At 43.2% G+C, this 21,581-nt stretch carries 15 protein-coding genes; 10 read left to right on the top strand and 5 right to left on the bottom strand.

The window, feature by feature from the left end:
- The first annotated feature begins 1 nt into the window (after window position 1).
- The 6 genes from AB3N00_RS14155 to AB3N00_RS14130 all read left to right on the top strand — a co-directional run bounded on the left by AB3N00_RS14155 (window position 2) and on the right by AB3N00_RS14130 (window position 7,550).
- On the top strand, window positions 2-571 hold the full coding sequence (locus AB3N00_RS14155) for a tyrosine-type recombinase/integrase (protein ID WP_095288535.1): 570 nt from the start codon (window positions 2-4) through the stop codon (window positions 569-571).
- A gap of 175 nt (window positions 572-746) precedes the next feature.
- Window positions 747-1,541 carry a TnsA endonuclease N-terminal domain-containing protein gene (locus AB3N00_RS14150; RefSeq protein WP_274359507.1) on the top strand — a complete coding sequence of 265 codons (795 nt, stop codon included), beginning with the start codon at window positions 747-749 and terminating at the stop codon, window positions 1,539-1,541.
- Between the two features lie 23 nt (window positions 1,542-1,564).
- Complete coding sequence (locus tag AB3N00_RS14145; protein WP_274359960.1) at window positions 1,565-3,694, top strand: Mu transposase C-terminal domain-containing protein; 2,130 nt, start codon at window positions 1,565-1,567, stop codon at window positions 3,692-3,694.
- Window positions 3,687-5,159, top strand: coding sequence for an ATP-binding protein (locus tag AB3N00_RS14140; RefSeq protein ID WP_274359509.1), 1,473 nt, complete (start codon window positions 3,687-3,689; stop codon window positions 5,157-5,159). Before AB3N00_RS14145 ends, AB3N00_RS14140 begins: the two co-directional genes overlap by 8 nt.
- Complete coding sequence (locus AB3N00_RS14135; protein WP_413035082.1) at window positions 5,156-6,655, top strand: TnsD family Tn7-like transposition protein; 1,500 nt, start codon at window positions 5,156-5,158, stop codon at window positions 6,653-6,655. The genes AB3N00_RS14140 and AB3N00_RS14135 overlap by 4 nt, the downstream gene beginning before the upstream one ends.
- Window positions 6,656-6,725: 70 nt before the next feature.
- A complete protein-coding gene (locus tag AB3N00_RS14130) occupies window positions 6,726-7,550 on the top strand; it encodes a hypothetical protein (protein ID WP_274359512.1) in 825 nt (274 codons plus the stop codon).
- 1,109 nt (window positions 7,551-8,659) lie between these two features.
- Here the strand turns inward: AB3N00_RS14130 and AB3N00_RS14125 are convergent.
- The 3 genes from AB3N00_RS14125 to AB3N00_RS14115 all read right to left on the bottom strand — a co-directional run bounded on the left by AB3N00_RS14125 (window position 8,660) and on the right by AB3N00_RS14115 (window position 11,216).
- The gene (locus AB3N00_RS14125; protein ID WP_413035081.1) at window positions 8,660-10,426 is read right to left on the bottom strand and encodes a leucine-rich repeat domain-containing protein; all 1,767 of its coding nucleotides are present in this window, start codon (window positions 10,424-10,426) and stop codon (window positions 8,660-8,662) included.
- Between the two features lie 283 nt (window positions 10,427-10,709).
- Window positions 10,710-10,895, bottom strand: coding sequence for a hypothetical protein (locus AB3N00_RS14120; protein WP_413035080.1), 186 nt, complete (start codon window positions 10,893-10,895; stop codon window positions 10,710-10,712).
- A 78-nt stretch (window positions 10,896-10,973) separates the two neighbouring features.
- A complete protein-coding gene (locus AB3N00_RS14115) occupies window positions 10,974-11,216 on the bottom strand; it encodes a GNAT family N-acetyltransferase (protein ID WP_413035079.1) in 243 nt (80 codons plus the stop codon).
- 270 nt (window positions 11,217-11,486) lie between these two features.
- Here AB3N00_RS14115 and AB3N00_RS14110 point away from each other — a divergent pair, with 270 nt between their 5' ends.
- The 3 genes from AB3N00_RS14110 to AB3N00_RS14100 all read left to right on the top strand — a co-directional run bounded on the left by AB3N00_RS14110 (window position 11,487) and on the right by AB3N00_RS14100 (window position 18,374).
- Entirely contained in the window at window positions 11,487-15,467 is a 3,981-nt protein-coding gene (locus AB3N00_RS14110; protein ID WP_413035078.1) for an endo-1,4-beta-xylanase, read from the top strand.
- Between the two features lie 332 nt (window positions 15,468-15,799).
- Window positions 15,800-16,699 carry a sulfate adenylyltransferase subunit CysD gene (gene cysD / locus AB3N00_RS14105; RefSeq protein WP_110755561.1) on the top strand — a complete coding sequence of 300 codons (900 nt, stop codon included), beginning with the start codon at window positions 15,800-15,802 and terminating at the stop codon, window positions 16,697-16,699.
- Between the two features lies 1 nt (window position 16,700).
- Entirely contained in the window at window positions 16,701-18,374 is a 1,674-nt protein-coding gene (locus AB3N00_RS14100) for a GTP-binding protein (protein WP_413035077.1), read from the top strand.
- A gap of 216 nt (window positions 18,375-18,590) precedes the next feature.
- On the opposite strand, the gene AB3N00_RS14095 is transcribed toward AB3N00_RS14100, so the two are convergent.
- On the bottom strand, window positions 18,591-18,797 hold the full coding sequence (locus AB3N00_RS14095) for a DUF2536 family protein (RefSeq protein WP_413035076.1): 207 nt from the start codon (window positions 18,795-18,797) through the stop codon (window positions 18,591-18,593).
- A gap of 549 nt (window positions 18,798-19,346) precedes the next feature.
- On the opposite strand from AB3N00_RS14095, the gene AB3N00_RS14090 reads away from it, so the two are divergent.
- Window positions 19,347-20,336 (top strand): tRNA dihydrouridine synthase, encoded by a 990-nt coding sequence (locus AB3N00_RS14090; protein WP_413035075.1) that lies wholly within the window; start codon window positions 19,347-19,349, stop codon window positions 20,334-20,336.
- 168 nt (window positions 20,337-20,504) lie between these two features.
- Here the strand turns inward: AB3N00_RS14090 and AB3N00_RS14085 are convergent, their stop codons facing one another.
- Entirely contained in the window at window positions 20,505-21,560 is a 1,056-nt protein-coding gene (locus tag AB3N00_RS14085; protein ID WP_413035074.1) for an ankyrin repeat domain-containing protein, read from the bottom strand.
- Window positions 21,561-21,581 lie beyond the last annotated feature (21 nt).

Here is a 21,581-nt window from a genome sequence, read left to right as displayed (position 1 = left end):
AATGAAGATGGTTTACCCGATCCGAGATAAAAAACAGATTGAGCTTGTAAAGAGTTATCTGAAGTCAAGGAGCCTGAGAAATTATCTTATGTTCCAAGTCGGCATATCGTCAGCCCTTCGCATATCAGATATTCTGAGCCTTAAAGTGAAGCATGTATGGAATAACAAGCGACCGTCCGAGTTTATTGAAGTAAATGAGAAAAAGACAGGGAAATACAAGAGGTTTCCTGTAACAACTAATCTTGCGAAAGCAATTAAAGAATACGCCGCTGTTTATGACATGAGTGATTCAGAGTTATATCTGTTTCGAAGCAGAAAAGGAGAAAATAGACCGATCACCAGGCAACAAGCTCGTGATATATTAGATCATGCATGTGATATGTGCGGAATTCCCGATAAGTTCGGGAGCCACGGTCTTCGGAAGACCTGGGGGTACTTCGCATTCAAACAGGGCATTTCGTTGGACTATATTTCTATAGCCCTAAACCACAGATCAATCGCTGAAACCAAACGATACCTTGGTTTACTTCAAGAAGACTTGGATGATATTTATTTTCAGATCAATTTATAATAAAGCATGAGTTTTCAAAATTACTTCATGTCATTCTTAATAAATTCATATGCAATAAGTGATAAAGCATTGAATTATAGGCTATGCCGCAAAAAAAAGCGGATTAATTGCCTGTAATACCAATGTTTTTTTGCATTGCATGTTAGGCAATGAACGGCTACTTGGAGGTAAGATTATGAGCGGTTGGAACAAGGAGAAACTTCAGAGATATATTAAAGAAGGAAGAGGGCAGGGGGAAAAAGCCTCCTATATTCCATGGACGAAAACGCACGAGTTCTCCTCCAAGGGAAGAGCAACGAGAATATTTGGAATTAAGACTCAACGTATACACCATCTTCACTCAGACAATCAGTTAAGGGCATTCCATATGTTTGAGTGGGAAGACAACGTAATTGATATAAGAGAAGGTTTTCCATTGTTGGATGTTATGGAGGTTATTGATGACAAAGAGAACCTTCGATTTGATAAATTCCGTGATAAAGAGTCTGGAGAACAGCTGGTACTGACAACCAGTTTCCTTTTAACGATTAGAGATGCAGATGGAAAAGAACGATATCTTGCAAGAGCTATAAAAGACTCATCCGAATTAACAAGAAAAATTACTTTTGAAAAACTTGAGATCGAGAATCGATACTGGAGAGCCAAGGGAATAGAGTGGAGAGTAATAACGGATAAACAGCTTTCAAGACAGTTTGTTAAAAATATTGAGTGGGTTAGAGAGACATTATTATCGAACGAACAATCGGATATAAATAAAGATCAGCTATCCGATATGTTATTGAATCATTATCTTCTGAGCAATCCAGATTCAGTTTTGCGGGATAGTTTAAGGGATTTCGACAAGAAGACTGGAGCAAGTAATGGTACAGGACTCTATTTATATCGATATTTAATAGCCAAAAAAGCAATTAGGGTTGATATGAGTAGAAAGTTCGATACAACGGCAAGAATTATAGATCTACTAATGTGATGGGGGGGATTACTGTGAAATTCATGGAGAATATGCTGTTTAAATATGGTGATGGTAAAGTCATTAGAATTCTACATATTAATCGAGTTTCTTCAATTATATATGTGATCGATATGGCGAGTAATAGATGGGCGTATCCTCTGAAGATGGATGAACTGAGGCGGTTTCAGGAGCAGTCAGAAATTATACTGTTGGAAGAAGATATCTATTGCAGAATTTTTATCGAAGAGGATTTAAGCGATGCGGAGAAGAGGAAGAGGGAGCATGCCTGGGGGATCGTAAAATACATACTAAATAATGTCGAAACTGAAGAACATCTGCATCTCAGTAAATATAGAGAACCAGCAATTAAGGAAGCGATGCAGATGTTTAAGCTGAGCTATAACGGAGTAAAAAACTTGTTAATTCGCTATTGGCATGGAGCACAAACTAAAGATAGCTTGTTACCAAGCTATCATAGATGCGGGGCTAAGCGAAGGGAGAGAATTAGCGGGAACCATAAGCGTGGAAGACCACGTAGCGGTGAAAGAGGCATCGGCATAAATGTTGATGATAAGATGAAAAAGGTTTTTAAGCAAGCACTCAATAGGTATTACTACTCTGAACGTAATAATTCCTTGAAAATCACTTATGAGCTGATGCTCAGGGATTCCTTTGTTAAAGATGAAGTTGAACAAAATGGGATTAAATTACCCGTACTCATAGACAAGTCCCATTTACCGACCTATCAGCAATTTTTGTACTGGTATAAGAAATTGAATAATCCTAAAAAGGAGATCTCAAAAAGGAAAGGAACCAGAGCATATCAACAAAATTTTAGAACAATCATTGGCGATTCAACACAAGATGCAGGTGGAGCATGCGGATCGCTTTTGCAGATCGACAGTACGTTATTCGATATCTACCTTACATCCAGCGTATCAAGGGATTTAATTGTAGGTCGCCCAATTGTATTTCTGTGCGTTGATGTATACTCACGCCTCATTATGGGGATTAACATCAGCTTTGAATCATTAAATTCGTATAGCGGGGCAATGGTTGCACTCGCAAATAGTATGTCATCCAAGAAAGAGTTCGCTTCAAAGTATGGCATAACTATTGAAGACAAAGATTGGCCCTTCTGCGTACCACTCAGAGTAATGGCAGATAGAGGTGAACTTGTTGGCAAACAGATTGAGAATGCCATACAAGGTTTGGGGATTACGATACAAAACAGCCCGCCATATCATGCAGATTATAAAGGGATAATTGAGGTTGCATTTGCAGTAATGAATTCGAGAGTGAAGCCCTTTGCTGAAGGTGTTGTGATTAATGGAAAGGGTTTTAAAGAGAGAGGTGAGTCCGATCATCGATTGAGGGCAAGTCTATCAATTGAGGATTTTACTAAAATCATTATAAAGTGCGTGCTTTTCCATAATAAAAACCATGTCCTTAATGATTACGTGTTAGATGAACTAATGATAGAAGAGGGGATAGAAAAGATACCCATCCAAATTTGGAATCATGGATTAAAACATAAAAAAGGGCAATTGAGGGTTTTGTCAGAAGAGATGATTAAAACTCACCTCTACCCAATCGACCGTGCTTTGGTTTCTGCCAGAGGAGTATCTTATAAAAAGATGCTGTACGCTTCGGAATATGCATTAAAAAATCAGTGGTTTGAGAAAGCTCGTATAAATGGTAGCTGGAGAGTAAATATCTGCTTTGATCCACGGGATTTAACAAATATTTATGTGATGGGTGAGGGTGACGAAGGTTTAATCAAACTGACTCTATTAGACCATTTATTAAAATATGAAAATAAAGGAATTGAGGAAATAGAACAAATGATTAAGCATGAACAAACAATGGATGAGAGGAGCAAGGAGAGAGAGTTGCAAGAAAAGGTTCATCTCTTTGCTGAAATTGAACATATTGTCGAAGAAGCAAAGAGGAAAACAGCATCCGAAAGGGATTCTGGTAAAAGTAAATCACAAAGATTAGCGGGTATAAAGGAAAATCAACGACAAGAGCGTTTATTTCAACGGGCAAAGGAATTCCATGAAACATCAATTGTTGAAACGATCGCTGTTCATGCCGAAGAATCAGATAATGAAACAGAGGACTTACGAATGTTTTTTAATAATGATGATGATGGAGATTACGATGAATAAAATCTATCTACCCAATGGAATGGAAGCTCAGGAAGCCCACTATAATGAGTTTCCGATTGAAGAGTATAACACAAATCCTTATATTCAAGCTTTACCCCCAATCGCAGATAAGAAGACAATTATCAGAAATTTATTGACCGTTCCTAACTTTAAAGAAGAAGAGCGTCAACTGGATAGCTCATATAGAGTGCATATTGTTAATCGATTGTATAAGCTTTTTCAGCCTTTACCTCAACATGTCCAAATTTGGAATATGGTATTCTCGCTTATTTCTCAGGGATACTTGGCGAGAAATCCATTTAATAAGGAATACCGCAGATATGTGAATGCAACGGGTAAACAAATTATTAATAGATCGTTTGATATCAATAGTAGAACGGATTTTAGAACAACAGCAAGTTGTGGGCTTGTGATTGGCTATTCGGGAATGGGAAAGACAACTACAATTAATAAGATTCTAAGTAACGTGTCATCAGTAATTGTGCATGATACTTATAATGGTCAACATTTTAACCAAACACAATTGGTTCATATAACCTTACAAACGCCGCATAATGCAAGCCTAAAGGCACTTTCACTTCAGTTTTTTATGAAAGTAGATGAAATACTTGGAACTAATAATTTTAAAAAGTATGTATCACGAAATCTAAGTGTTGATGCGATGCTCCCTCTAATGGGGATTGTATCACAAAATATCGGTCTTGGTTTGATGGTGATTGACGAAGTTCAACATTTGCAAAACCGTGGTGTACAGCAGATGATGAATTACTTTGTTACTCTTATGAATTCGTTCGGTGTACCCGTAATTTTTATTGGTACACCAGCATCGTATCCAATTTTCCAAAATGAATTTAGGATTGCAAGAAGAGTAACGGGGAGTGGCGAGGTAATCTGGAATAACATGAATAATGACGAGGAGTTTCGTTTGTTTTTGAATTCAATATGGAAATATCAATGGAACCGAAAATTCACACAACTAAATGATGAATTGATTCAGATTTTCTATGAAGAAACTCAAGGGATATCGGATCTCATTATCAAGTTATTTGTCAACGTCCAACATATGGCAATCCACAGTGGAAAAGAAGAGTTAACAGTTGATATTGTGAAAAGAACGGTTAGAGACAATTTTAAAATGATGAAGCCAATGCTGGATGCACTGCGATCAGGCAACCCTTATAAAATCGCTAAATATGAGGACTTGAGGAAAAGTGAACAGAAAAATAATATTAGAAGCGAGGTGTTAGCTCAGCCAACGAAAAATTATAATGAAGCGAGAACCAAGGAAAGAACTGTAGCAACTTCAAACAAGCTCAAGAACAAAATGAAACAGGAATATGAATCTAATGATATAAGATTAATCCTTGACCAAGCTAATAAGTCGGGTACACCTGCATACCAACTATTGTTAGAACATGGCTATATTGATGAAATGACATATAAGCAAGGTGATCTAATTGTATGATGAATTTTTTGCCGATCTTATACGAAGACGAAGTGCTCTATAGTGTTGTGGCACGATATAAAAGAATGTGTGGGATGATAAGCAAAACAGCTCTCATTCGGGACGTATTTGGCGGAAAAACAGCATTCAAATCAACGTTGTTTCCGCAACATTTGAACAAGCTGATAGAAAACTTACCCTGTAATTCAAAAATAGAGGTACACGAACTTATCAGAAATCACACACCTATAAATTTCTATACTGCCTTTTTATCCAATCAGCATTCTAAAACTGTTGTAGATGGAATGATCAAAGGAAAAGGAACTGGAATTGAAGCCCTGGTTGGTATCGCAGGAAGCAAAGTGAAATTAAATGATTATCTGAAGGTCTGTCCTAAGTGTCTCATAGAGGATAACGAACACTTAGGAGAAAGTTACTGGAGGAGATCCCATCAAATTGTTGGGGCATTGTTTTGTTTAAAGCATGAAGTTCCTTTAGTAAACAGTAAGGTAGGATGTTCAGATAATATTGTTGATTTTATTTGTGCGGATGAGGATGTCTGTGATTTGGAAAATATCTTAATAACTAACTACTCTGAAGAAATAAAGCGGCTAAATCTGAAATACCTTCGTAATGTTTTCTATTTACTAAACGTTAATGAGGAAAGAAAAGACCTTTCCTTTATTAACAATTACTATATAGACCGATTACGCGAGAAAAACCTCGCCTCAAAAAGTGGGAACTTGTATATTAAAGATTTGGTAACAGCGTTCGTGAATTATTACCCAATTGAGTATTTAAATCTTATGCAAAGTGCTATAGATATTACTAACGAAACAAACTGGTTGAGGCTTTTTGTAAGAAATAACAATAAGAATAGAAGTCCACTAAGACATCTTTTACTGTTAGAGTTTCTTGGCTTAGAAGTCGCAGACTTATTCAATTGTAGTTCAACAGTAGGAAGAATTCCATCCAAGTCAAATCGAAAACCCATTTATGAGTTAAGTGAACGAAGGAGTAAATGGATAAAGCTAATACAAGATAATCAGGGGGCTACGAGAGCTGAGTTAAAAGTAATCGGGAAGGGGCTTCATACATGGATTATTGCTCATGATAGAATTTGGTATGAAGAAGTAACACCCGAGATTCGAAAGAGAGAGAATAAAAAAGCAGTAATTGATTGGAACCAAAGGGATGAAGAGTGCTTGAGGCTTGCAAAAGAGGCGGTTAAGACACTTCTAAATAATGATGGCAAACCAATTAGGATTGTTCCAGCAAGCATTAGAAGAGCCGCAGGGGTTAAGAGATGGTTTCTTCACAAAAAGTTAAGCAAGACATGGGAGTATTTGTTGGCAGTCACAGAGGATATAAACAGCTATAGAATCAGAAAAATTAAATGGGCGATAGCAGAATTAATGGAGAAGCAAGGGAAGGCAACGGTTTATCAAGTTCAGTTGTATGCAGGGTTTGGAGGCAATAATAAAGAAATTAAATTAACTATAGAGCAATTTTTGTAGTTCTAAAGCAGATTGATTTTGGATATGACTCCAATAAAGAAGGAAATGATATAAAAGGGAGAGAGAGTACATGTGGGGTCAAGATACAATTGAATTTCTAATTGATGATTTCTTGAAGTATATAGGAGGTATAAGTATCACAGCATTAGTAATGGGGGCTATATTTCTTATTTTGAAAACTACTACCAATTCAATGATAACTTCAAGTTTTAATAAAAATCTTGAGAGCCATAAAGCTGAGCTAACAAAAATGATTAATGCCGAAACTGAACAAAAGAAAAGTGAATTAGCTAAAGTAAATGATAAATTTAGAAATGAGCTTAATGCAGAAATTGAAAAACTCAAACACGAACAACAAAGAGCATTTAAGGACTTCGAGCTTTATATATCCAAAAAACATGAAAGGTATCCAGAGGTGTATAAAAGTATTGAAATTGCATATGGGGCTATTTTATCGTTGCACGGTAAATATAGGGACTTGTCCTTTGAGAATGTAAATAAAGACGATGTTAAAGCTTATTTAGAGATGGAAGGTGTAACAAAAAAAGATATGCAAGAAATAATGGATCTTTGGGTAGACGGTGAACCCAATGCAGATGCCGTCATGCGAATTAATTCGGTGAGAAGGAGAATAAAAATCAATTCAGCTTATGAAAGTTGGTCTGATGCGAACGATACTTTAATTTTCAACGAATTATATCTCTCAGAATCCGTTTCTGAGCAAGCAAGAAAGGTTCTTAATAAGTTATGGGAATACCTTGATTTGGAGGAGATATACGGTTGCTCATATGAGGAAATACTCGGTGGTTCTAATGTTAGGGAGGAAATGAAACAAGAGAAAGAAAAGTTGAAAAATGTTATGAAGACTGAATTATCTCAAGTAGTATCTCTATAAATTTGTGGATTATGTTTGCGAAATCTTATAAATCCTATTTCCCCAAACCTATATCCCTACTATGTAGAAAACTAATAAATACCTGCTATTCATAATAAACCTGTGCTAAAAATCGAATAAAGACGTGATAAAATCGGGGAGAGGAAGAGTGGAGAAGGGGAAAAACCCAGATCCATCAAGCCTTTCCCCTGTTTTTCTATCAAGACATTATTCAGATTATAATAAAGTTGTGATACAAAAAGTTGAGTCAAAAGTGGAGGAAAACACGGTTTTGTAGCATGACTTTATTTATGAGGGCAACGGTGGAATGCGGGTTTGAGGGCTGTTTTTTAGCAGGGGTTTATTAATTATGAACAGCTATGTAACCCCCTAATATACACATGACATTCCAAATAAACCCCTGCTAAAAATTGAATAAAGACGTGATAACTCGTTAATGGAAGCAAGTGTTAGCAACAATTCATGCCTCTAATTACCCACAAAAAGCCGACCGATCTTCAGGCATTCCACCTGATCCTCGCTCGGCTTTTCTTTTCCCCAGGCTCGCTTTCTACGAAGCCTCAGATGCCATCTAATCCTTTCTTCAGGCTCTTCTTCCTGCGTATAAAATAACTGCAATGCCGCATCAGACCTGCATTTCTCAGGCGTCTCCTCGTTTTTTTTCTCTCGCTTTAAGTGCTTCCCAGAACTCTCTCCGATCTATAATCACTCATTACCTGGCTTTGTTTCCTGCTTGCAGTGGTCCTTGAACTGTTCCTAATCCCTATCTTTTTCCCTTGCCTTTCCCCTGTTTTTCTATCAAGACATTATTCAGATTATAATAAAGTTGTGATACAAAAAGTTGAGTCAAAAGTGGAGGAAAACACGGTTTTGTAGAATGACTTTATTTATGAGGGCAACGGTGGAATGCGGGTTTGAGGGCTGTTATTTGGCAGGAGTTTATTCATACTGAACAGGCTAAACATAAACATAAGGGGTTCGAGAATTCATATATGATTCTCGAACCCCTTCTTGTCTTTGTTTTAATACCATCCATTAATTTGTGAGTAATTCTGGAGTGAGTTCATTAATTATAGTAGTCTAAAACTCCCCATCGTCCCAGGCGGTAATTAATATACGTGCACACCCGTACCAAGCACAGATTTGTTTTGTACGGAATTACCGGATAGATATACCTTTTGCAGATTAGGCAGCTGGCTTAGGGTCTCGATATTGGAAATGGCATTGTTCTCGAGATGAAGCTCTTCTATGGCCTGCCAGTTACTCATAAATTCGAGAGAAGCCAAATTGCTGTCTTGCAGAGTGAAGGAACGCAGAGCGGACATTTTGGCAAAGTAAGGCATCATTTGGTCAACTTCATTAACAGAGGTGTTGTTTATGCTGAAATACGGCTGCTCTAAGGTCAAATGTTCAAGCACGCTGTTCTCCACAGCCGCCTGTTGTTCAAAGTTCAACCTGCACTCGGAGCACATCAGAGATTTGACCTGCTTCAAACGAAATAAAGCATCGCTCTCCTTATATAGTGACGAGTCGTAAATGTTTAGGGCCTCTAGGCTGGACAAGCCGTCCAGGGCGCCAAGGCGGGTTACTTCACTGACCTCCGAGAGTGAGAGTTGCTTAAGTTTCGGAAATTTCCCCAGCGTCGCCAAATTCAACTCTCCACTTCCGCCACGGAGCGTCAGGCTGGTTGCGGCGGGCGCTTTCAGCCCGGGGAGAAAGGTGCTCGGAATTTCCACTCGCTCTACTTTAGGCAGTGTCAGGACTTCTGCATTCTCATAATAACCGGACAGTGTTAAATCTCGCAGCGATGAGAGGCTGTTGATGGGTTTGACCGAGCTGAGCTTGCTTAAAGAAGCCAGGCGTAGTTTCGTGATGGAAGTCTTGTCGGTCAGACGCTCCAGACTGGAGAAATTTAAATTTTCAATATCCAGTGATTGTAAAGCAGGCATATTTTGCACAAAGTCGATGGACTTTACGTTGGTTAAATAAGAAAGCCGGAGCTCTTGAAGCTGAGTTAAGGCGTACAGCGGCTGCAGGTCTGTGGCTTCACTGTAATCGATGGACAGGGAAGTCAGCCCGGTCATAGACGACAACCATCCCAGTTCATTGATATAGGTGAGCGACAGGGACTTGAGCGGCAGTTTGTTCAACAAAGAAAAATCCGTTACCGATTCATCCACATAGGTAATGGATAACGAGTTCAGATTAGGGAATTCCAGCAGTAGGGCCAATTCCTGATTGCTGCGAAGCTGAGTGGAAAGCTCCGTAACTTTGGACTTGTCACCAAAGAAGTCCGAAAACGTGCTGAAAGATTCGTTAAAAGCGCCACCATAGCTTTTTAATCCGGACATATGAGCAAACGTGGTTTGGTTCGACTGGGCAATTTCGTAGGTTCCCGTCAAGTCCAACGCTGTCAGTCCCGTAAAGGCTTCAAAATCTCGCTGATCGATCTCCTGAGTATTCAGTTTCTTGTCCTGAGTAACATACGTGATCTTGTCGGCCTGTTCATCGCTGAAGGGATCGGAGAAGCTGTATGTAAACTGCCACTGGTCATTATCCAAATAATCCACGGTCAAATAGCGAATACGAGCCAATTCCTCCTCGGTAGGCAGGGCAGAGCCTTTATCGAAGATATCCCGCAAAAAGGAGAGCAGAACCTCGCTTTCAGGCATCTTCCTTACAGGCAGATTGGCTTCTACTTGGGGTTGAGTGGAGCTGACGCTGTAATAAAAATAAGTGCCGATGGCCCCGGTTAGCAGCAGCATCAATATCAGCACCAGCCTTACAGAGACGTTCAGCTTCGGTGCTGTTTTTGGGGGCGTTCCGTGGTAGTGATTAATGGTCTGGTCCACGTAATAGACATGATTTTGCTTCAATAAAAGCTCTGTTTCACAATAGGGACACTTTAAAATCTCACCCTCTTTGTATTCAATTCTTCCGTTGCAATTGGGACAGTTTAACGGGATAAAAGCCACGAATGTCCCCTCCTTCATTATTATGGTCATAAGATCATGCTGAACGGGCAGCTAATTGCATTATACCTTGTGAATTTACGTTTGATGAGAGAAAGAAGTTTCGCATAGCGAAGGAGCAGGGAAATTCTGCTCCTCTTTGATTTTTTTAAAGTGTAGCTAGAGGTGGGGATTATTACATAAGTCATTAAGCGATCGAAGTAATCGGATGTTTAACTTGCACAGGGTAGAGAAGATCACCAGTGGTTCTTACAAATAAGCCGTCATTGATGAGGGTACTTTTTAGAACGAGATGTTCTGTTGCACCTGGCGTGAAATGGAAGGTTATTTTCTCCGTATCCTCTTCTGCAATCTGATGTAATATATCTGTCATATGGATTTCGTTTAAACCAATAACATCGAAGAGGTCAATATTATATAATCCATTGAAAAAAGATGTTCTTCCACCGGTTTAAACCCAAACTTGGGGTAAAAATCTTGTCGTATCCTCTAAAATCTTGTTCATTAAACGAGTGGAAAATCCTTTCCCTCGATAATCGGGATGTGTCATCACCGTGCCGATTTGAATCGCTTTCTTCTTCTCCCCGTGAATGATGAGCTCATGGATGTTTACAGAAGCGTTGGCAATAACCTGGTCTCCATCTACAAATGAAAAAGGTATGTATCGTTCTCCCCAAATCCTTGGTTGTACCAATTTTCAGATTTTAAATCAAAAGTGTTAGCAGCAAGTTCGAAAAAACTCTTTCGAAGGACTTCATTGTTTTTATAATCCTTCTTAAATATAAATTCCTACCTTATCAGACTTGATATAGTCCTGAAATAATCTAGGATTCACCTTTAATTTGGAGTAAGAATTCTCTTCCATGAAGTGGTATTATCTGGTGTGAAAGGAGGCTGGTTACAGTAAATTATGTAAGCGCTTTACATGGTTTATAAAAAATTTGGTATGGGGGGAAGGCTTCGAATGAGGAAATCATTTAAGCAGGTCGTTTCCGGGTTACTCGCAGTGGCTCTGCTTCTTCCGGGCGGCTTGACGGCTTCGACAGTAAGTGCAGCAGATCCAGCAGCATCTAATTCACAGATTGTCTATCAGGAAACATTCCAGAATGGTAAGGGCAAAGCAACTCAATCCGGCGGTGCCCAGCTGGAAGCTGTCACAGGTAAGCCGTTTGAGGGCAATGATGATGGAGCAGCGCTGAAAGTCAGTTACCGATCCAATAACTGGGATGGCGTGGATCTTGCATTCACTGATATTGGTTTGACCGATGGCCAAGAGTATTCTGTAAGCGCTTCCGTTTATGTCGATACGGATATTAATCCATCTGCAACCGGGAAAGCCGTCCTGGAGGTTGTAACCAATAAGGGCGTGTCTGACTTAGAAGGATATTCGGCAATTAGCTCTTCCGACTTTATTGCGGGCCAAGGCATTACGCTTTCTGCCCCTCTCTCCGTGACCAGTGTGGATAAGACAGCTCTGCGGATTAAATCCGATGATGCAGGGAAAGGTGTGCAATTCTATATCGGGGATATCACGATCACCCAGGAAGAAACCCCTGGTGAAACCGAACCAGAGATTGTGGATAAAACAGGAATCACTGCAGACTTTGAGAGCGGTCTGGATGGATTCAAAGCACGCAATGGCCGCGAAACGGTAGTCCTCTCCCAAGAAGATAATCATACATCTGACGGCAAGCAAAGCTTGCTTGTAACGACTACGGCGCAATATGATGCAGCCTTGGTTGATGCTGCAGGCAAAATGGCGAAGAATCACGAATATGAGCTGTCTGCGTGGGTGAAAATGGCACCTGGCGAAGCGTCTACAACACTTCGCATTAGTGTTCAATATGCGGACAGTGGCTATGCGAACGTTTCACAAAATGCAACCGTTACGGATCAAGAGTGGGTACATCTAACAGGGAAGTATACACTCACGACGACTCCAAGCATACTCAATGCGTATATTGAAACGGCAGATGACGATAGAGGGAACCGTACCTTTTTCCTGGATGATTTTGCTCTAAAATATGTGGGTCCTGTAACTGCAGCGCCTCCGATTCAAGAAAACCTTCCTGATCTGAAGGAGGTTTACAAGGATGATTTCCTGATCGGTAACATTGTTAATCCGGCGACCTTTGACGAGACCCGGCTCAAGCTGCTGACGAAGCATCACAATGTCGTCACGTTTGAGAATGATATGAAGCCGGATTATGCATACAACACGGACAGACAATTTGATTTCACTGCAGAAGATGCCCTTGTCCAAAGAGTACAGGATGCAGGCCTTGATCTGCATGGGCACGTGCTCGTATGGCATGCGCAGTCTCCTACATGGCTGCATACGGCAGCAAACGGCGAACCTTTGAGCCGTGAAGAAGCTCTGACGAACCTGAGAACACATGTTAAAACGGTCGTTGAACACTTTGGTGACCAGGTTATTTCCTGGGACGTTGTCAACGAAGCCATGAACGACAACCCGGCTAATCCCCAAGACTGGGAAAATGCATTGCGTAATTCCGGCTGGTTACAGGCCATCGGCCCTGACTTTCTTGAGGAGGCATACCTTGCAGCCAAAGAAGTCATTGACGAGAATGGCTGGGATATCAAGCTTTACTACAATGATTACAACGATGACAACCAGAATAAATCTACAGCGATCTACAGCATGGTGAAAGAGATCAATGAGAATTACGCCGCAGATCACCCCGGCGAGAAACTGATTGATGGCATCGGCATGCAAGCTCACTACAATCTGGGTACGAGATTGGACAATGTGAAGATGTCACTCGAACGATTCATTTCCTTGGGTGTGGAGGTCAGTGTCACCGAATTGGACATTATGGCAGGCACCAACTCTGCAATCACTGAAAAAGAAGCGAAGCAGCAGGCCTATCTGTATGCCTCATTGATGGATCTCTATAAGAAGAACAGCGAGCATATTCCGCGTGTGACCTTCTGGGGATTGAATGACAGCACGAGCTGGAGAGCCGAGCAGAATCCAACCTTGTTCGACAAGGATTTTCAAGCCAAAGAGGCCTTCTACGGGGTCGTTGATCCGGAGAAGTACCTGGCAGAAAATCCACCCGAAGAGCTTGATTACAAGAAATCAAGTGCGCACTATGGGACACCGTCGCTTGATGGTTCTGTAGACAGCATATGGAGCAAAGCTCCTGAGTTGAAACTGGATACGAAGCAAATGGCGTGGTCCGGTGCAACAGGAACGGCAAGAGTACTGTGGGATGATGACAATCTCTATGTGCTCGTTCAAGTCAGAGACGATCAACTGAACAAGACCAATCCGAATGTATGGGAGCAGGATTCCGTCGAGGTATTCGTCGATGAAAATAACGGCAAAACGTCCAGCTTCCAGGATGATGATGGACAGTACAGAGTAAACTTCGAGAACCTTGCTACCTTTAATCCTGCGGAAATCGCAGCAGGTTTCGAATCCGAAGTCTCTGTTTCCGGTACCAACTACACGGTCGAGATGAAAATTCCATTCAAAAAGGTGAAGCCTGCGAATAATGCCAAGATCGGCTTTGATGCGCAGATTAATGATGCCAAAGACGGCAACAGAATCAGCGTGAACGCATGGAACGATCCATCCGGTCAAGGTTACCAGGATACGTCCGTATTCGGTGAATTGACGCTTACGGGCAAACCTTCTTCAGGAGGAAACGACGGTGGCGGCAACAACGGTGGAGGCAACAACAGCGGGGGGAACAATGGTGGCAGCAGTGGCGGATCGAACTCCGGAACAACTCCGCAGCCTCAACCACAGCTTCCAGGCAGCGACTCGGCAATTGTGCCGGTAGTTAAAGTCGAAAATGGGACAGCCACAGCAACCATTTCTAGCGACAGCCTGAATAAAGTGATTGAACAGGCTTCTCCAGGTGCAAATGGCAAGAAGCAGGTTACCATCGAAGTGCCGAAGCAGGCGAATGCTCAATCCTATGTGGTGCAGCTGCCAACTTCAAACCTGCAGAGCAATAATAATGTTGAGTTTGTACTTAAGACAGACCATGCAGCACTTCAAATTCCGTCCAACATGCTGTCTAATATTACGGAACAAGCGGATCAAGTCTCTATTCAGATTAGCAAAGTCTTGGCAGATCGCTTGAACGCAGAGGTCCGCGCCAAAGTGGGCAGCCGTCCGGTCATCGACCTTAGCATCAAAGCTGGGGACCGTGTGCTGGCCTGGAATAATCCAGCGGCGCCTGTAACGGTATCTGTTCCGTACACACCTGCTGGCCAAGAACTTGCCAATGCACATAAACTGGTGATCCTGAATATTGACATTCAAGGAAAGGCAACAGTTGTACCGAACGGACAATACGATGCTAAATCTGGATCGGTTGTGTTTAAGACAACGGAATTCAGCACGTATGCCGTAGCCTACGTAACCAAGTCTTTTGCCGATGTACAGCATGTCCTGTGGGCAAAGGAAGCCGTTGAAGCAATGGCTGCACGCGATATTATTAAAGGAATATCGGATGAGAGCTTCGCTCCTGCAGCTTCCATTACACGATCTGACTTTATCACCTTGCTGGTGAGAGCCCTTGAATTGAAGGGCCAGGACACGAACACGGCGGCCTTCAGCGATGTACAGCCTACTGCTTACTATGCACAGGCCGTGGCCATTGCCAAGGAACTGGGAATTGCCTCTGGATTTGAAGACAACACGTTCAAACCAGGCAGCAGCATTTCCCGTCAAGACATGATGGTTCTTACAGCGAAAGCCCTGAAAGCAGCAGGTAAGCCATCTGCCGGCAGAGGGAATCTGGTTCCTTATTCCGATACTGCAAGTATTTCCGCTTACGCGGTGGATAGTGTAACTTCCCTCGTAGGAAGCGGAATCGTCAACGGAAAAGGTGGCAAAATCGCACCAACTGAATCATTGACCCGAGCTGAAGCAGCAGTTATTCTGTCCCGGATCTGGAACATGTAAGTGATTTTAAAGGACATTTTGAAAAACTAGGCAATTCATTGAAGCTGCTGTCTGTACTTTACAGGCGGCAGCTTTTCCAAATTCCATGGCCCTCGATCATGATTGGAATATAGATCGTTAACCAACCGATTCCATTTGCAGCTCAGCAAAAATCATTCGTTTAGGCGATTTTATTATAGGAGGGAGCCGCTACTCAATGCTGAATATTGTCGATCCAATACATAGACATCATAAATTTTACTTTTTTCCACTTTGCAATAAAGATGGAATCTGATAGGATAAGTTTATAAATACGATGGTTTTAGTGAGGATTAAAAGGAGGCCGCCTTGCCATGCAAGAATTAACACATCTGGATCAACTTGAGGCTGAAGCGATATACATTATCAGAGAAGTAGCAGCGGAGTGCGAGAAACCGGTCATGTTGTATTCCATCGGCAAGGACAGCTCGGTCATGCTGCACTTGGCCCTCAAAGCTTTCTACCCCGAGAAGCCGCCGTTCCCATTCATGCATATCGATACAACCTGGAAATTTAAGGAAATGATTGAGTTTCGCGACCGAAAGGCGAAGGAATTTGGTATCGAGATGATCGTGCACTCTAATGAAGAGGCTATTCAACAAGGAATCAACCCCTTCGACCATGGTTCCGCATATACCGACATTATGAAAACCACAGCCCTGAAGCAGGGATTGGACAAATACGGATTCACGGTTGCGTTCGGTGGCGGAAGACGTGATGAGGAGAAGTCGCGTGCGAAGGAGCGGATTTTCTCGTTCCGGAACAAGAACCACTCGTGGGACCCGAAGAACCAACGTCCGGAGATGTGGAAGCTGTTCAACACGCGAATCAACAAGGGAGAGAGCATTCGAGTCTTTCCGCTGTCCAACTGGACTGAGAAGGATATCTGGCAATACATTCGTCGGGAGAACATCGATATCGTTCCGCTTTACTCCGCGGACGTAAGACCGATCGTTAATCGTGACGGGCATATCATCATGGTGGATGACGAGCGGATGAAGCTTGAGCCTGGCGAGAAGGTAGAGATGAAGAAGATTCGCTTCCGTACGTTGGGTTGTTACCCGCTCACGGGCGGAGTCGAGTCCGATGCCGTTACGCTGGACGAGATCATTGAGGAGACATTGGGTGCGTTATCTTCCGAACGGACCAGTCGGGTTATCGATCAAGAAGCGGCGGGAAGCATGGAACGACGCAAACGGGAGGGCTATTTCTAACATGAAGAGTCTACTTAAATTCATTACCTGCGGAAGTGTGGATGACGGCAAGTCCACGCTGATCGGACATATGCTCTATGAGGCCAAGCTGCTGTTCGCCGATCAAGAACGCGCGCTTGAGCTCGATAGTCGATTGGGAAGCCGAGGCGGCAAGATCGACTACTCGCTGCTCCTCGATGGTTTGCTGGCCGAACGCGAACAAGGGATTACCATCGATGTGGCTTATCGTTATTTTACGACGTCTCATCGTTCCTTCATCGTGGCGGACACACCGGGACACGAAGAGTATACGCGCAACATGGCTGTAGGCGCTTCCTTTGCCGATCTAGCCATCATTCTGGTGGACGCTACCAAAGGCATCATTACCCAGACCAAACGCCATGCCCGGATCTGCGCCCTGATGGGGATCAAGCATCTCGTATTGGCTGTGAACAAGATGGATCTGGTCGGCTTCGATCAGAGGACGTTCGAGGCGATCAAGGAAGAGTTTATCCAAACGACGGCCGAATTCCAAATCAAGAGCATTCAGGTCATTCCCGTGTCCGCAACGGAAGGGGACAACATCACAACCCAGTCGCCGAATGCTCCTTGGTACGAAGGGTTAGCTTTATTGCCGTATTTGGAAAATATAGATGTTCATACTACTGATGATACGAAGTCTTTCATGATGCCGGTTCAGCGTGTAAGCAGACCGGACCATACGTTCCGTGGGTTCCAGGGCCAGATCGAGGCTGGAAAGATTTCGGTCGGAGACGAACTCATGACTCTGCCAAGTCGGGAGAAAGCAAAGGTTAAGCGGATTTTGGTGACGGACCAAGTTCAGGATTCGGCTTATGCTGGCCAACCGGTTACGATACAACTGGACCGCGAAGTTGATGTCTCGCGGGGCTGCGTGCTCACGGTGGATAATCAAGTCCAAGAAGCTGACAGCTTCTCTTCAACGATCCTGTGGATGGACGATTCCGTCCTGACTCCGGGCAAGCATTATTGGGTTAAGGTCGGAACGAAGACTCTTCCAGGCACTGTAACGGCGATTACCCATAAAATTGACATTAACACGGGCCATACCGTTCCGGCGGATCAAATTGTTAAGAACGAATTGGCCAAGTGTGAATTCACGCTGTCGGATCAGATCGTCTTCGATTCCTTTGAACACAATAAGAGCATCGGAGGTTTCATCCTCATTGATCGTGTCACCAACATGACGTCCGCTTGCGGAGTCATCGATCAGGCGCTGAAGGGAGACAGCCGATTTGCCACGCTGGATACGGGGATCACGAGAGAGGTTCGCGCCCAGCAGAAAGGACAATCTCCGCTCACGGTCTGGTTTGCTGGCTCGGATACGGTAGCTCTCGCCAAGGAAGTGGAGAAGCGACTAGTGTCATCCGGTTACCATACGATGCTGCTTGAGAGCGTCAGTGGAGAAACGCTCCGCGGTACGGCGGAGATGGCAAAGGTGTTGAACGACGCCGGCCTGATCTCACTGGTATCCCATGATTCTATCAGTGCGGGCGAACTTGAGACAGCCCGAGAGATCATTGGGGGCAAAGGGTTTATCGAAGTTAACGAGGACGAGATCAGCGGAAATTCCACCCAGGATGCCGCGAAATCTGTAGTTAAACGAGTCGTGCAATCCATTATCGCTCACAGTCCTTCGAATAACTACGACATTTAATAAGCATGTCAGATGCAGCGGTTGCCGATCAGGCAGCCGCTTGTTTGCTTAAGATTAATGAGCAGTTAAAAGTCTTGGGGATTCTTATGTGAGAGTAGGTGTGAAAAAATATAAAGCACAAGTTTGAAAAAAGTATGATCACAAAACAAAGCAAAAACCGGATTGAATATAGATCAATCCGGTTTTCGCTGTTCCCATTTATTTACCTGTACTCCATCAATCAACGGCAAAATGCACAACGGCACTATATAACATCTTGTTGTGAATGGGGTGGTACGTCACTTGATGCTGAACCTGCTTCACTCGCAGCATCAGCGCTTTGTTGATTCCGATTCGGTCTTCAATCACCCGTTCCAGTTCATTGAAGTCATAAGCCTGCAGGCATTCGACTTTATCTTTAATAATATCCAGTGAAATTTCCATGTTTGATTCAGGCCACCTTCATGTCACGATTTGCAGGTACAAAAGCCTGCCGAGCTTTAATTGTAGAGCAGCTTGTTCGGTTCGGCAAGAGCAACCAAAGCGAATCATTAGAACGATAGGAGCGGACTGATTTCTACTCTCGGCGAGCAAAACGGGGAGGTAAAGTTATACTTTGAATACTCACAAAATAAACGTGTGCTGAAAATTGAATAAAGACGTGATAAAATTGAGGAAGGATGAATGGAGAAAGGGGAAACCCTGATCCAGGATTCATTGGGTAAATAGCCAAGAGGGGCATCGCCTCTCTTTTTTATGTGAGTCCATAGAAAAGCACTGCTTCTGTTCAGGTTGTAATGGTATTTATTTTGATGTGCCATTAACATATACTGCTGTTTGAACTATGCTGCGGTAACATGGTATAAGTGAAGATGGTGTAACTGAAGAAGTAGCAATGATATGTATATCGAATGATATACAAGCAGACGAACAAATTATTTTACTATTTTCGGGAAAGCGAACTGTCCCGGTATATATAGAGGAGTTTTTAAGATGAAAGACAATTTTTGGCGTGAATTGCCACGGCCATTTTTTATATTGGCACCGATGGAAGATGTAACAGATGTTGTGTTTCGCCATGTTGTGAGTGCAGCGGCCAGACCGGATGTGTTTTTTACGGAGTTTGCGAATACTGAGAGTTACTGTCACCCGGAGGGGAACAAAAGTGTACGTGGGCGTTTGACATTTACAGAGGATGAACAGCCCATGGTGGCTCATATTTGGGGAGATAAGCCGGAATTCTTCCGTGAAATGAGTATCGGTATGGCAAAAGAAGGCTTTAAAGGCATCGACATTAATATGGGTTGTCCTGTAGCCAATGTAGCGGAGAACGGGAAGGGAAGCGGGCTGATCTGTCGTCCCGAAACGGCTGCGGAAATTATCCAGGCCGCGAAAGCTGGTGGATTGCCCGTAAGTGTAAAAACAAGACTTGGTTTCACTGAAGTAGACGAATGGCGCGACTGGTTGACTCATATTTTGAAACAAGACATTGTGAATCTGTCCATTCATCTGCGGACCAGAGAGGAAATGAGCAAAGTGGACGCTCACTGGGAACTGATTCCTGAGATTAAAAAACTTCGGGATGAGGTAGCACCCAATACGCTGCTGACCATTAATGGAGATATCCCTGACCGTCAGACTGGGTTGAAGCTCGCTGAGCAATATGGTGTGGATGGCATTATGATTGGGCGTGGCATTTTCCAGAACCCGTTTGCTTTTGAGAAAGAGTCGAAGGAACACACCAGTGAAGAATTGCTTGGTCTGCTGCGACTTCATCTGGATCTCTATGATCAATATTCCGCACAGGAACCACGTTCGTTTAGTCCTCTTGCCCGCTTCTTCAAAATATATGTTCGTGGATTCCGCGGGGCAAGTGAACTCAGAAACAGCTTAATGAACGCCAAATCCACAAGTGAAGTACGTACATTGCTGGATGAGTTTGGAAGCAAGAATCATGATGAGGCAGAGGAACGCGGAAATTAAATTGCCAAGTTCGGCTAATAGTTGAGATGTATTGGCGGGTTACCAAGAAAAGAAGCGGGAAATATTCCGCTTCTTTTTTTAGCTGCTGTACTTCTATTTTAGACGTAAAACATTCATTGCTCTACGAACGGGACTTAGGAACTCCAAAGCCGTCTATCCTAGGAAAATTTAACGAGAATATTCCGGTTGTGCCATCGTTACGGGTTGAGGATTGTTAAGCACCCATAACACCGCCAATTCGCATAATCTAGCAGGCGCATCATAATCCGATCCATTGCGAAGCCTGCCGGCCAAGTCGGTTGCCTCTTGCAGAGTTGTCGGAGCTAATGGCGTACCGGTGCCCAGGTACCGAACCAGCGCATCCAGCATCTTGAGGTATTGGGCATCCCAGTTTCCCCCGCCATTATCCAATACTTCATGAGACACGCGCCCGGTGATGCGGATGACCTCTCCCTGTACCGTTTGCGCATGGCCTTTGGGCGGAATGAGATATTCCCACAGCTCTTGGTGCTGCTTGGGCCAGGTGGTTGCCGTTACCTGAATGGGAGCAGTTCCATCATGCATGATCCGATTCGCTACAGGCTCGACATCAAATAGTCGATACAGCTTGAGAAGCGCGTCCGACACTTCTTCAACGCTGTCTTGATTGAACTTTTCCCGGACGAATTCAAAATCCTTGCCAATTCGCCTTACCGACTCTTTCATAGCAGGGGTGACCGATGCTCCGGCATCCAGCAAAATGGCGGAGATTTCAGACATACTGACAATATCGCTATTCCGGCAATTGACTAATCCTTTCGCGAGCGGGGTGTTCCCCTGTTTATTCTCCGCGTTGATATCAGCACCTCGGGTCACCAACTCTTGCACCACTGTGGTTCTATACGAATTGACTGCTGAATGCAGCGGTGTTTCATTGGTATAATCAATCGCGTCCAGCTCTGCACCCAATTCGAGGAGCAAGGCTACATTTCCTGACCAGTGCGCAGCATGGGCATGCAATGGCGTACGCTGGTACTTGTCCCTAGCGTTAATATCAGCTCCTTGCTCTACCAGCCATCGAACGACTTCATCCGAAATCTGACGGAAACTGAGGGCCGTACCCTTGCTGTAACCCCCGCGGGCATCCCATTCGCATTGCTCAAAGACCTCTTTTACAGCAGTGATATCATTATTTTTAATGAGTTGCTCCATATGGGCGGGTAATGTTGTTTTCTTCTTAGCCATTAACGTCTTCCTCTCCTTTGT

Origin of the sequence: Paenibacillus xylanilyticus (assembly GCF_047246825.1) — a bacterium.
Lineage (GTDB): Bacteria > Bacillota > Bacilli > Paenibacillales > Paenibacillaceae > Paenibacillus > Paenibacillus xylanilyticus_B.
This window is presented reverse-complemented; position numbering and strand designations above follow the sequence as displayed.

Coding starts and splice junctions, on each gene's coding strand:
- AB3N00_RS14140 (WP_274359509.1), top strand. CDS start 3,687: ATGAATAAAATCTATCTACCCAATGGAATGGAAGCTCAGGAAGCCCAC.
- AB3N00_RS14150 (WP_274359507.1), top strand. CDS start 747: ATGAGCGGTTGGAACAAGGAGAAACTTCAGAGATATATTAAAGAAGGA.
- AB3N00_RS14135 (WP_413035082.1), top strand. CDS start 5,156: ATGATGAATTTTTTGCCGATCTTATACGAAGACGAAGTGCTCTATAGT.
- AB3N00_RS14090 (WP_413035075.1), top strand. CDS start 19,347: ATGAAAGACAATTTTTGGCGTGAATTGCCACGGCCATTTTTTATATTG.
- AB3N00_RS14130 (WP_274359512.1), top strand. CDS start 6,726: ATGTGGGGTCAAGATACAATTGAATTTCTAATTGATGATTTCTTGAAG.
- cysD (WP_110755561.1), top strand. CDS start 15,800: ATGCAAGAATTAACACATCTGGATCAACTTGAGGCTGAAGCGATATAC.
- AB3N00_RS14110 (WP_413035078.1), top strand. CDS start 11,487: ATGAGGAAATCATTTAAGCAGGTCGTTTCCGGGTTACTCGCAGTGGCT.
- AB3N00_RS14085 (WP_413035074.1), bottom strand. CDS start 21,560: ATGGCTAAGAAGAAAACAACATTACCCGCCCATATGGAGCAACTCATT.
- AB3N00_RS14145 (WP_274359960.1), top strand. CDS start 1,565: ATGGAGAATATGCTGTTTAAATATGGTGATGGTAAAGTCATTAGAATT.
- AB3N00_RS14155 (WP_095288535.1), top strand. CDS start 2: ATGAAGATGGTTTACCCGATCCGAGATAAAAAACAGATTGAGCTTGTA.
- AB3N00_RS14095 (WP_413035076.1), bottom strand. CDS start 18,797: ATGGAAATTTCACTGGATATTATTAAAGATAAAGTCGAATGCCTGCAG.
- AB3N00_RS14100 (WP_413035077.1), top strand. CDS start 16,701: ATGAAGAGTCTACTTAAATTCATTACCTGCGGAAGTGTGGATGACGGC.
- AB3N00_RS14120 (WP_413035080.1), bottom strand. CDS start 10,895: ATGACAGATATATTACATCAGATTGCAGAAGAGGATACGGAGAAAATA.